The sequence below is a fragment of the Thalassovita aquimarina genome, from assembly GCF_018219815.1.
GTDB classification, from domain to species: domain Bacteria; phylum Pseudomonadota; class Alphaproteobacteria; order Rhodobacterales; family Rhodobacteraceae; genus Thalassobius; species Thalassobius aquimarinus.
Genome location: NZ_JADMKU010000025.1, coordinates 15,266 through 27,530, shown reverse-complemented (window position 1 = coordinate 27,530; position 12,265 = coordinate 15,266). Strand labels below are relative to the sequence as shown.

Sequence of the window (12,265 nt, the reverse complement as noted above, 5' to 3'; positions counted from 1 at the left end):
ATGTTCCTGCCGTTCTTTGAAAATCTGAGGAAAGGCGGTGTGCCGGTTTCGCTGCGCGAATACCTCAGCTTTCTGGAAGGCATGAAGGCGGGGCTGGTCACCTATGACGTTGACGGGTTCTACTACCTTGCCCGCGTGGCGATGGTGAAGGACGAACGCAACCTCGACAAGTTCGACCGCGCCTTCGCCGCGACCTTCGAAGGATTGGACAACATCCAGCTGGGCGATGTTCTCGAAGCTGTCGACATTCCCGCCGACTGGCTGGAAAAGATGGCAGAGAAGCACCTCAGCGAGGAAGAAAAGGCCGAGATCGAGGCCATGGGCGGCTTCGACAAGCTGATGGAAACGCTCAAGAAACGGCTCGAGGAACAAAAGGACCGCCACCAGGGCGGTAACAAATGGGTTGGCACCGCCGGCACCTCGCCCTTCGGCGCCTATGGCTACAATCCCGAAGGGGTGCGGATCGGCCAGAAGGAAAGCCGCCACCAGCGCGCGGTCAAGGTCTGGGACAAGCGCGAATTCAAGAACCTCGACGGCGACGTGGAACTGGGCACCCGCAACATCAAGGTGGCGCTGAAACGGCTGCGCCGCTGGGCCCGCGACGGGGCGCATGACGAACTGGACCTCGACAACACGATCCGGGCGACGGCCGAACATGGTTATCTCGACGTGAAAACCCGGCCAGAGCGGCGCAACGCGGTGAAGGTGCTGCTGTTTCTCGACGTCGGCGGATCGATGGACCCGCATATCAAGGTGCTGGAAGAACTGTTTTCGGCCGCCAAGTCCGAATTCAAGCACATGGAGCATTTCTACTTCCACAATTGCCTCTACGAAGGGGTGTGGAAGGACAACCGCCGCCGCTGGGACGCCCAGACCCCGACCTGGGACGTGATCCATACCTACGGGTCCGATTACAAGTGCATCTTCGTCGGCGATGCCTCGATGTCTCCTTACGAAATCGCCTATCCGGGCGGCGCCAACGAGCATTGGAACGCCGAAACCGGCGAGACGTGGCTGCAACGCGCGCGCGAACAGTGGCCGTCACATATCTGGATCAACCCGGTGCCCGAGAAATACTGGAGCTACACCCAGTCGATTTCGATGATTTCGGACATTTTCGAGGGCCGCATGGTGCCGATGACACTGGAAGGGATCGAACGCGGCATGAAGGATCTGACGCGCTGAGGCAGTTGCCCTTTCACCCGCCCTGCCCCATATCTTTGACATGTTGCGTTTTACCCCGATCCTACTGGCCCTGCTCTATGGCATCGCGATGTACCGGTTTTCCGCCTGGCGCACCGCGAAGGAGCTGGATGCGAAATCCACCGAACTGGCCGATCCCGAGCTGAAGCGGGTGACCGATCGGCTGGCCGCGGCGCTGGAACTGCCGCGCATCCGGGTGAACCTTTACGAAATCGCGCCGGTGAACGGACTGGCCGCGCCCGACGGACGGATTTTCATCACCCGCGGATTTTACGACAAGTTCCGCCAGGGCGTCGTCACGGCCGAGGAAATGGCCAGCGTCATCGCGCACGAACTGGGGCACGTCGCCCTGGGCCATTCGCGCCGCAGGATGATCGATTTTTCCGGCCAGAACGCGCTGCGCACCGCCTTGGCGATGGTGCTATCGCGGATCTTGCCGGGGATCGGTGGTTATATCGCCAGCGGTCTGATGACACTGCTGTCGGCGCGCCTGTCGCGGTCGGACGAATACGAGGCCGACGAATACGCCGCCGCGTTGCTGACCAAGGCCGGCTTCGGGACGGAGCCGCAGAAATCGCTGTTTCGCAAGCTCGAGGCGCTAACCCAGTCGAACGCGGGCGCCGCCCCGGCCTGGCTGCTGAGCCATCCGAAGACGCCGGAACGGATAAAGGCGATCGAGAAGTTGGAAGCGCGCTGGCAGGGTTAGGGATCAAGCCTAACGGCTGAGTGCCAATACCTGTTTTGCCCAGCCAGGGCCTTACCCAACCTCGGCAGCTTCGCCTTCTTCATCAGCTTGCGGACCTCCCAAGGCTCACCGGACAGCCGTTCGGCCTCAAGCCGCACCTGTTCCACCACGCCGGCCACCAATTCGGGCTGCGCCTGCCAGATGCCGTGCAAAAAACCGTCCGGGTCCTGCCGCGCCAGACCTTCCTCGGCCAGGACGTTGCGCGGGAAATCCTGCGCGTTCAGCGTCAGGATCAGGTCCGCGCTGCCCGCGATGGCGGCGGCCAGAACATGTGTATCGGCCGCATCGGGCAGCCACAGCCGGTCTTCCAGCGACGGCTTCCAGCGCACCTCGGCCTTGGGCCACGCGGCCCGCAGCATCGCGATCTCGCCGCGTGCCTGCGCCTCGCCGCCGGGGCCCAGCTTGCGCGCGGCGCGGGCCCATTCTTCCAGTATGCGGGCCGACCAGAGCGGCGTGAACACGCCTGCCCGCGCCACGCCCAAGAGCACCTCGCGCATCACCGTGGGATAGATCACGCAGGTGTCGAGCAGCACCTTCATAGCCGGAAGAACAGCGACTTCAGATAGCCGCTTTCGGCAAGTTGCGGCATCAGCGGATGGTCCGGCCCGGCGAAACCGGTATGGATCAGCTGAGCCTGCCGCCCGGCCCGGCCGATGCCGCGCACCGAAGCGCCGCGGAACTTGGCCAGATCGGCGGCATGGGAACAGGAACACAGCACAAGGTAACCGTCCTCGGCCACCAGCGGCGCGGCCAGCCGCGCCACCCGTTCATAGGCGCGCAAACCGGCCTCCAGTGCGGGTTTCGAGGGCGCGAAAGCGGGCGGATCGCAGACCACGACGTCGAATTTCGCGCCTTCCTCGCCGAGGGACGTCAACACGTCGAACGCGTCGCCCTTGCGGGTGGAAAACTTGTCGGAAACGCCCATCGCCTCGGCCCCGGCGGCTGCCAGCGACAGCGCCGCTTCGGACCCGTCGACCGCCAGCCCGCTGGCCGCACCGCCGGCCAGCGCGGCAAGGGAAAAACCGCCGACATGACTGAACACGTCCAACACCCGCGCGCCCCGCGACAGCCGAGCCGCGAAGGCATGATTTGGGCGCTGGTCAAAGAACAGGCCCGTCTTCTGCCCACCGGTCAGGTCGGCCATGTAGATCGCACCGTTCATCGGCACCGGGATCGGTGCCTCGGGCGCGGAACCGCGCGCCACGGCGGTTTCATTGTCCAATCCTTCCAGCTGCCGGGCACGGCCGCTGGCGTTCTTGATCACCGTCTTGACGCCAGTGACCGCGACCAGGGCATCGGTCAGCGCCTCGAAGGCGGTATCGGCCCAGGCCGCGTTCGGCTGCACCACCGCATGGTCGCCGAACCGGTCGATCACCACGCCGGGCAGGCCATCGGCCTCGGCATGGACCAGCCGGTAGAACGGGTCTTCGAACAGCCGTTCGCGCAAGCTGAGCGCCTTGGACAGTCGTTTTTCGAACCAGTCCCGGTCGATCACCGCCTGCGGATCACGGTCCAGCATCCGGCCGATGATCCGCGATTCGGGATTGACCGCCACCACGCCCATCGGCTGCCTGTCGCCATCTTCCAGCACGGCAAGCGTGCCCGGCGCGATCTTGCGGGTACGGCGGTCGGTGACCAGTTCATTGTCATAGATCCAGGGAAACCCGTGCCGGATGGCGCGGGCATTGGCCTTGGGTCTGAGGCGGATAACGGGATAAGAGGGTGTTGTCATGGCGCCCTCTTAGCCTTGTTCGTCAGATTGGGAAAGGGTCAGCCTTGCGCAGCGGTTTCCAAACCAGCGACCAGTTCGGTCACGCCCTTCGGAGCGGAACCGGACGCGGCCAGTTCCTGGGTGATCACGTTGGCCAGGTGCCGGGTGATCCGCAGCTTCTGCGTCAGGCCCTGCTGTTCCGCCGCAAGGGCCTTGGAGCCGCCGTAGCCGCGCAGGTCAGCCTTGACCTCGTATGTCGGCACGATCACCTCGCCGGTGACCGGGTTGCGCACGGTCATGTTGAAGGCGATCGAATGCACGCCGCCGATGGTGTAACGGGTCTTTTCGGTCAGCGCGTGGAACCGCAACAGGTCGATATCCACCACCACCGGCAAGGCACCTTGCTGGTTCTGCTGCTGAACCTGGATCAGGCTGTCCTGGAAAATCCGGGCCACCTGTTCGTGACGGTCCCCCATAGCATCACCGCGCCAGACGATATCGCCCATCGGGTAATACATGTTCGCTTCGGACACGCGCAGCGACCGCGACACCTTGATGTTGTAATCGGCCAAGGCCACGACCGGCGCGGCGGGCAACATCTGCGGCGCTTCCAACGGAATGTTCCGCGACGCGGTGTCGACCGAAGCGCAGGCCGAAAGGCCCAGACCGATTGCCAGAATGATCCCAGTACGAATTTTTTTCATTGCCCCATCTCCTTAGGCCAGTCCCCCAGGCCTTTGTGGTATGGGCCATATCTCCTGCCGAAATCGGGCAGATTTTGGGCCAATTCAAAGCGCAACCGGGATCATTCCACGGCGCTTGCCAGAACCCTATGCACCGGAGATGGTGACCGGCGCACCGCGACGCAACGCCGGATTGCAAACCGGTCTTCGGTCGGGTCAGGCAGGTTTCCCATCTGCCGGAAAACCCATCGCCGCCGCCCCCGGAACGCGCAGAAGCTCGGCCCTGCCCTGCCTGCCGGGGCCGGACCGGCAGGCCACTTGTGCCGTTACCGCTAACTCCGTATAGAATCCCCGGATACCGGAGAGATATCCATGCCGCAGCTGAACGATATGATTTCGCGGGTCACCGATCGCATCCGTGAAAGAAGCCTTGAGAGCCGATCGACCTATCTGAAACGGATGCAGCAGGCGGCCGAGGAAGGTCCGCGGCGGGCGCATCTGACCTGCGGCAACCAGGCCCATGCCTTTGCCGCGATGGGGTCGGATCAGGCCACCCTGATCGATGCCCACGCGCCCAACCTCGGGATCGTCACCGCCTATAACGACATGCTGTCGGCGCATCAGCCGTTCGAACGCTTCCCCGCCCTGATCCGCGACGCGGCACGCAAAGCCGGGGCCACCGCGCAGGTCGCTGGCGGCGTCCCGGCGATGTGCGACGGGGTCACGCAGGGCCAGGTGGGGATGGAACTGTCGCTGTTTTCGCGCGACGTGATCGCGCTCGCCGCCGGGGTGGCGCTGTCGCATAACACCTTTGACGCGGCGCTTTACCTCGGCGTCTGCGACAAGATCGTGCCGGGGCTGGTGATCGCGGCGGCGACCTTCGGCTACCTGCCGGGGATATTCCTGCCCGCCGGGCCGATGACAAGCGGGCTGCCCAATGACGAAAAGGCGAAAGTGCGCCAGCAATTCGCCGCCGGCGAAATCGGCCGGGACGAGCTGATGGAGGCGGAAATGGCCTCTTACCACGGGCCGGGCACCTGCACCTTCTACGGCACCGCCAATTCCAACCAGATGCTGATGGAATTCATGGGGCTGCACCTGCCCGGGGCCAGTTTCGTCAATCCCAACACGCCGCTGCGCGATGCGCTGACCGTGGCCGGAACACAGCGAGCGCTGGAAATCACCAATCTGGGCAATGATTACCGGCCCGTGTCGCAGGTGCTGGACGAACGCGCCTTCGTCAACGGCATCGTCGGGCTGATGGCAACCGGCGGATCGACCAACCTGGTACTGCACCTGCCCGCGATGGCGCGGGCGGCAGGGATCCGGCTGAGCCTTGAGGATTTCAACGATATCAGCGCGGTGACACCGTTGCTGGCCAAGGTCTATCCCAACGGATTGGCCGACGTGAACCATTTCCACGCCGCAGGCGGTCTGGGCTACATGATCGGGCAATTGTTACAGGCCGGGTTGCTGCACGAGGACGTCATGACCGTCGCGGGCGACGGGTTGGAGCGCTACACCCAAGACCCCAAGTTGAAGGACGGCCGCGTCGTCTATGAACCCGGGCCGCGCGACAGCCAGAACGACAAGATCCTGCGCCCGGTGGATCAGGCGTTCCAGCCCACCGGCGGGTTGCAGCAGCTCAAGGGCAACTTGGGCCACGGCATCATGAAAGTGTCCGCCGTCGCGCCGGATCATCAGGTGATCGAAGCCCCCGCCCGCGTATTCCACAGCCAGGATGCAGTAAAAGCGGCATTCAAGGCGGGCGAATTCACTTCCAACACCGTTGTGGTGGTGCGCTTTCAGGGACCGCAGGCCAACGGCATGCCCGAATTGCACGGGCTGACCCCGACGCTGGCCGTCTTGCTGGATCGCGGGCTGAAGGTGGCGCTGGTCACCGACGGACGGATGTCGGGCGCCTCGGGCAAGGTGCCCGCCGCCATCCATGTCAGCCCCGAAGCCAAGGCGGGCGGTCCGCTGGCGCGGGTGCAGGATGGCGATATGATCCGCGTCGATGCGGTCACCGGCGTGCTGCAAAACCTCAGCGAAGGCTTTGCCGACCGGCCCGCCGCGCACCCCGATCTCAGCGACAACAGCCACGGAATCGGCCGTGAATTGTTCGAAACCTTCCGCCAGAATGTGGGCCTCGCCACCGACGGCGCGGCCGTTATCGTTTAGGAAATCGTCATGACACCGCAGGACGCCAGCAGCTTCACTGAATCCCTTTGCCACCGCGCCCCGGTCATCCCGGTTCTGGTGGTCGATGACATTGACACCGCCATCCCGCTGGCCGAAGCCCTGGTCGAGGGCGGCCTGCCCGTGCTGGAGGTCACCCTGCGCACGCCGGTGGCGATGTCGGTGATCCGGGAAATGTCGCAGGTCGCGGGCGGGATCGTCGGCGCCGGAACCGTGCTGACGCCGGAAGATGCCGAAAACGCCAAGGCGGCGGGCGCGCAATTCGCCGTGTCGCCCGGTGCCACCAACCGTTTGCTGGACGCGTGTGAAGACATCGGCCTGCCGCTGCTGCCGGGCGCAGCGACCGCCAGCGAAGCGATGGCATTGCTGGAACGCGGCTACTCGACACAGAAATTCTTCCCCGCCGAAGCCGCGGGCGGGGCGGCGATGTTGAAATCGCTCGCCGCGCCGCTGCCGCAGATCCTGTTCTGCCCGACCGGCGGCATCAGCCATGCGAACGCGCATGACTACCTGGTTCTGCCCAACGTCGCCTGTGTCGGCGGCAGCTGGGTCGCGCCCAAGGATCTGCTCCGGTCGGGCGACTGGGGCAGGATTGCCGCGTTGGCGAAGGAAGCCAGCCGCCTGCACTGAATGCCCCGGGGCGGACTGGTGTGCGTTTTTCGCTGGCCCCGCCCGGCAATTCGGCTAACCTGAACGGGAATTGAACCAACGTGATAGTTTGCCAGATAACGGTTCCATATCCCGCCCCGCCTTCGACGCCAAAGGCCTGACCAAGGTCTATGGCGAAGGCAGCGCCGCCGTTCACGCCCTGCGCGGGGTGGATCTGACGATTCCCGAAGGCGAATTCGTGGTCCTGCTGGGCCCCTCGGGCAGCGGCAAGTCGACGCTTCTCAACATTCTTGGCGGGCTCGACCGGCCGACCGAGGGCAGCGTTCATTTCGAAGATAAAAGCCTGACCGACATGAACGACGCCGAACTGACCCGCTACCGGCGCGATCATGTCGGCTTCGTGTTCCAGTTCTACAACCTGATGCCCAGCCTCAACGCGCGCGAGAATGTCGAACTGGTGACCGAAATCGCCCGCAATCCGATGGATGCGTCCGAAGCGCTGGCTCTGGTCGGGCTGGATCAGCGCGAAACCCATTTCCCGTCGGAAATGTCGGGCGGCGAACAGCAACGGGTCGCCATCGCGCGTGCGGTTGCGAAACAGCCGACGGTGCTGTTCTGCGACGAACCCACCGGTGCGCTGGACAGCACCACCGGCCGCGCGGTGCTAAAGGTTCTGACCGACGTGAACGAAAAGCTGGGCACCACCGTCATAATTGTCACCCATGCCGCCAGCACCGCACAACTGGCCGACAGGGTGATCCATTTCGCCGACGGAACGATCCGCGAAGTGGTGCTGAACGAAACCAAGCTGACCGCGGAAGACATAGAATGGTAGGCCCGCTGGACCGGAAGCTGTTACGCGACCTGGTCCGGATCAAGGGACAGGCGGCGGCGATCGGTCTTGTAATCGCGCTTGGCGTGATGATGCTGGTGATGATGACCGGGCTGGTCAACACGCTGGAGGAAACCCGTCGCGCCTATTACGACCGCTACCGGCTGGCGGATGTCTTTGCCCCGGTGATCCGGGCGCCGGAAAGGATGACCGAACGGATCGCCGCCCTGCCCGGCGTCGCCGCGGTGCAAAGCCGGGTGTCCGGCGCGGCATTGATCGACATGGCGACGGGCGAATTGCCGGTCCGTGCCCAGGCCCTGTCGCTGCCCGATAACGGCGCGCCACGGCTGAACGACATCTACCTGACCTCGGGCCGGTTGCCTGAACGGGGCCACAGTGATGAAATCGTGATCCTGGAAGGTTTCGCCAAGGCGCGCGGCCTGCTGCCAGGCGACAGGATCACCGCCACGATGAACGGGGCCAAGCGGCAATTCCGCATCGTCGGCTTCGCGCAATCGCCGGAATTCCTCTACAGCACCGCGCCCGGGGAACTGGTCCCCGACGATGCGCGTTTCGCCGTGATCTGGATGCGGCGCGCCGCCCTGGGCGCGGCCTATGACATGCAGGGCGCGTTTTCTGAGGCGCTGATCTCTTTGACCCGGGACACCAACCCGCGGGCCGTGATCGCCGCCGTCGACCGGCTGCTGGCCCCTTATGGCGCCGTCGGCGCCTATGCACTGTCCGATCTCTATTCCAACCGTTTCATCAGCGAGGAAATCCGGGGACTGCGGGTTTCCACGGCGTCGATTCCGCCGATCTTTCTCGGGGTGGCGGCGTTCCTGCTTTATATCGTGATTTCGCGGATGGTGCAGGCCGAACGGGAACAGATCGGGCTCCTCAAGGCCTTCGGGTATTCCAGTTGGGAGGTCAGTTTTCACTATCTCAAACTGGTGCTGGTCATCGCCGTTTTGGGCGCCATCGTCGGGTCCGTCGCCGGCGTCGCGGCGGGGTCGTCGCTGGCCGTGGTCTACCAGCTTTATTACAAGTTTCCCTTCCTCGTTTTCGCGATCGATCCGCGCAGTTTCGTGATCGGCTTCGCGACCTCGATCCTGACGGCGTCGACCGGCAGCCTGTTCGTGCTGCGCGGGGTGTTCAAACTGACGCCGGCGGTGGCGATGCGCCCGCCCGCCCCGCCGGATTATTCCCGTGCCTACGACCTAGCCGGGGCGATGAAGCGCTGGCTGGACCAACCTGCCCGCATGGTGCTGCGCCGGCTGAGCCGCTACCCGGGGCGGATGCTGGGCGGGGTGATCGGCATCGCCTCGGGGCTGGCGCTGTCGGTGGCGACCCTGACCATGATGGCGGGTTTCAATGAAACCATCGACCTCAGCTTCACGGTTCTCGACCGGTCCGACATGACCGTGGTCTTCACCTCCAACCAGCCGCCCAAGGCATTGCTTGAACTGGGCCGCATCCCCGGCGTCGAACATGTCGAACCGATCCGCGTCGCCTCGGCGGTGCTGCGCAACGGCACCTACAGCTATCGCGGCGCGCTCGAGGGGCGGCCGGAACTATCAGTTCTGAACCGGGTGATCGATACCGATTTCCGCCAGGTCCCGATGCGGCGCGAGGGGTTGATCCTGTCCCAGACCCTGGCCGATATCCTGCATGTCGGCCCCGGCGACTGGATCGAGGCCGAGATCCGCGAAGGCCGCCGCCCGGTGCTGCGCCTGCCGGTGATCGGCACCGCACAGACGCTGACCGGCGCGCCCGCCTATATGGAAATCACCGCGCTGAGCCGCGCGCTGCAGGAACCGCAACAGGTGTCCGGCGCCTACCTGACCATCGACGAAGACCATACCGGGCAGATATTCGAACGGATCAAGGGCATGCCCCGGGTCGCCGGGGCGACCTTGAAGGAAGATGCCCGCAACGCACTGATCGAGATCATGAATACCGGGCCGGCATCGGTGCGTTTCGTGATGCTTGCGGTGGCCGCGGTGATCACCTTCGGCATCGTCTACAATGCCGCCCGGATTGCCCTGGCCGAACGGATGCGCGACCTGGCCAGCCTACGGGTGATGGGGTTCACCAGCGGCGAAACCTCTTTCGTGCTGCTGGGCGAGCTGGGGGCGGTGACGCTGGCCGCCTTGCCGCTGGGATCGCTGTTTGGCTACGGCTTGACCTATCTCATGGTGAAAGGATTCAGCACCGATATCTACCAGATACCGGCCATCTTCAGCCCGTCCAGCCACGGCACCGCGATCATCGCTGTGCTGGTGTCGGCGGCGATATCGGGCTGGCTGGTGAAACGTGACCTGGACCGGGCCGACCTGGTCGAGGCGCTGAAAACGCGGGAGTGAACGGATGGCAGCGAAGAAATACACGCGCCGGATCATCAGCCTTGTCGTCGCCGTGGGGCTGGCCGGGGCGCTGACCTATGCTTTCTGGCCGCGCGCCGCGCTGGTCGATATGGGCACCGTCATCGAGGGACCGATGCAAGTGACGATCGACGAGGAAGGCCGTACCCAGGTGCATGACCCCTACACCGTGTCGACCCCGGTGACGGGTCGGTTGCTGCGGGTCGAGGTCGATCCGGGCGACGAAGTGACCGCGCAGGAAACCGTGGTGGCGCGGATGCTGCCGACCACGTCCACGGTGCTGGATGCGCGATCGCGCGAACAGGCCCGGGCCACCGTCACCGCCGCCGAAGCCGCGCTGCGCGTGGCCGAGGCCGCGGTAAACAAGGCCCGCGCCGACCGCGACCTGGCCGCGGCGAACCTGGCCCGGACCCAGAAACTTTTCGACAGCGGCATCTCGAGCCAGGCCGCGCTGGACAACGATGCCCGCGCCGCGCGGGCGGCGGAAGCGGCGCTCGATACCGCGCGGGCGGCGATTTCGATGCGGGTGGCCGAGCTGAACAATGCACAGGCCGCGGCGCGGAATTTCGATGGCGCCGGGTCCGACACATCCGAGAATTCCGCTGCCGACGAAGTCCACCCGCTGCTTGCGCCGATTTCGGGCCGTATCCTGCAGGTGCTGCAACGGTCCGAAACCACCCTGCCCGCCGGCACGCCGATCTTGGAAATCGGCGATATCCGCAACGATCTGGAAGTGCTGTCGGAAATGCTGTCGACCGACGCGGTGCAGATCGCGCCGGGCGATACCGTCATCATCGATCAATGGGGCGGCGACACGCCGCTGAACGGCGTGGTGGCGCGGATCGAACCGCGCGGCTTCACCAAGGTGTCCGCGCTCGGGGTCGAGGAACAGCGGGTGCGCGTGACGATCCGCTTCACCGACCCGCCCGAGGCGCGCGCCGGGCTGGGCCACGGGTTCCGGGTCGAGGTGCGGGTGGTGACATGGTCTTCGGACAAGGCGCTGATCGTGCCGGCGGGGGCGCTGTTCCGCCAGGGCGGGAACTGGGCGATCTTCGTGGTCGAGGATGGCGTCGCACGCGCGCGCCCGGTCGAGATCGAGGCGAATAACGGACTGCAGGCAGCGATCACCGACGGGATAGCAGACGGCGACACGATCGTGCTTTACCCGCCCGCCGGGCTGGAGGACGGGCAGAAGGTGGCGCAGCGGGCGGCGTACTGAGCGAGAGCCCCGAAAATCGCGCATGACGCTGTAATAAAAGCCAAAAATGGTCATTTGCAACAAACGCAGCGACAGACCGTTCCGTACGCCGTTTGCCTAAACATAACGGCAGACTATTTCCTTAGAAGAAGATTGTAATCACGTGGCATGCCACAAACCGCCCGTGATGCCGTGGCACGGGGTGCTGTAAGTCAAACAGTTTTTAAGCGGCAGAAGTATTGTAAAATATCTTATTTAGCTAGGAGGAGAAGATGAAACGCTTTGCTGTGACCCTCGCCGCCCTGACGATAGCGGCGCCTGCATTCGCCGAGGGCGTAACAACCTACACTACCGACGCCAGTTTCGAGGATGCCGCATTCGCCGTCGAAAGCGCCATCATCGGGCGCGGGCTGGTCGTTGACTATGTAAGCCACGTCGGCGCGATGCTGGAACGCACCGGGACCGATGTGGGGAGTGATGTCAAACTGTTCGAGGCGGCGGATGTATTCATTTTTTGCTCGGCGGTCACTTCGCGGAACGTCATCGAGGCCGATCTTTTGAACATCGCACATTGCCCCTATGGCGTCTTCGTGGCCGACAAGGGCAACGAGGTCATCGTGGGGTACCGCAATTACCCCGAAGGCGCCATGCAGGAGGTCCAATCCCTGCTGGACGAGATCGCTCAAGAGGCCGTCGGAGACTGA

At 64.5% G+C, this 12,265-nt stretch carries 11 protein-coding genes; 8 read left to right on the top strand and 3 right to left on the bottom strand.

The window, feature by feature from the left end; all coding sequences use genetic code 11:
- Nucleotides 1-1,185 (top strand): vWA domain-containing protein, encoded by a 1,185-nt coding sequence (locus tag IT775_RS19185; RefSeq protein WP_212702858.1) that lies wholly within the window; start codon nt 1-3, stop codon nt 1,183-1,185.
- Between the two features lie 40 nt (nt 1,186-1,225).
- Nucleotides 1,226-1,909, top strand: coding sequence for a M48 family metallopeptidase (locus IT775_RS19180; RefSeq protein ID WP_212702857.1), 684 nt, complete (start codon nt 1,226-1,228; stop codon nt 1,907-1,909).
- On the opposite strand, the gene IT775_RS19175 is transcribed toward IT775_RS19180, so the two are convergent.
- From IT775_RS19175 to IT775_RS19165, 3 genes are read right to left on the bottom strand one after another with little or no spacing between them, the layout of a single operon-like run.
- Complete coding sequence (locus IT775_RS19175) at nt 1,906-2,487, bottom strand: RSP_2648 family PIN domain-containing protein (RefSeq protein WP_212702856.1); 582 nt, start codon at nt 2,485-2,487, stop codon at nt 1,906-1,908. The genes IT775_RS19180 and IT775_RS19175 overlap by 4 nt on opposite strands.
- Nucleotides 2,484-3,680, bottom strand: coding sequence for an RSP_2647 family RNA methyltransferase (locus tag IT775_RS19170; protein WP_212702855.1), 1,197 nt, complete (start codon nt 3,678-3,680; stop codon nt 2,484-2,486). Before IT775_RS19170 ends, IT775_RS19175 begins: the two co-directional genes overlap by 4 nt.
- 38 nt (nt 3,681-3,718) lie before the next feature.
- Nucleotides 3,719-4,363 (bottom strand): DUF6778 family protein, encoded by a 645-nt coding sequence (locus tag IT775_RS19165; RefSeq protein WP_212702854.1) that lies wholly within the window; start codon nt 4,361-4,363, stop codon nt 3,719-3,721.
- A 351-nt stretch (nt 4,364-4,714) separates the two neighbouring features.
- Here IT775_RS19165 and edd point away from each other — a divergent pair, with 351 nt between their 5' ends.
- The 6 genes from edd to IT775_RS19135 all read left to right on the top strand — a co-directional run bounded on the left by edd (nt 4,715) and on the right by IT775_RS19135 (nt 12,265).
- Entirely contained in the window at nt 4,715-6,523 is a 1,809-nt protein-coding gene (gene edd, locus IT775_RS19160; protein ID WP_212702853.1) for a phosphogluconate dehydratase, read from the top strand.
- A gap of 9 nt (nt 6,524-6,532) precedes the next feature.
- The gene (locus IT775_RS19155) at nt 6,533-7,171 is read left to right on the top strand and encodes a bifunctional 4-hydroxy-2-oxoglutarate aldolase/2-dehydro-3-deoxy-phosphogluconate aldolase (RefSeq protein ID WP_212702852.1); all 639 of its coding nucleotides are present in this window, start codon (nt 6,533-6,535) and stop codon (nt 7,169-7,171) included.
- A 106-nt stretch (nt 7,172-7,277) separates the two neighbouring features.
- A complete protein-coding gene (locus tag IT775_RS19150; RefSeq protein ID WP_212702889.1) occupies nt 7,278-7,985 on the top strand; it encodes an ABC transporter ATP-binding protein in 708 nt (235 codons plus the stop codon).
- Nucleotides 7,979-10,345 carry an ABC transporter permease gene (locus IT775_RS19145; RefSeq protein WP_212702851.1) on the top strand — a complete coding sequence of 789 codons (2,367 nt, stop codon included), beginning with the start codon at nt 7,979-7,981 and terminating at the stop codon, nt 10,343-10,345. Before IT775_RS19150 ends, IT775_RS19145 begins: the two co-directional genes overlap by 7 nt.
- 4 nt (nt 10,346-10,349) lie before the next feature.
- Nucleotides 10,350-11,582: an efflux RND transporter periplasmic adaptor subunit gene (locus tag IT775_RS19140; protein WP_212702850.1), complete on the top strand. Its 1,233-nt coding sequence runs from the start codon at nt 10,350-10,352 to the stop codon at nt 11,580-11,582.
- Between the two features lie 251 nt (nt 11,583-11,833).
- Nucleotides 11,834-12,265 (top strand): DUF302 domain-containing protein, encoded by a 432-nt coding sequence (locus IT775_RS19135; protein ID WP_212702849.1) that lies wholly within the window; start codon nt 11,834-11,836, stop codon nt 12,263-12,265.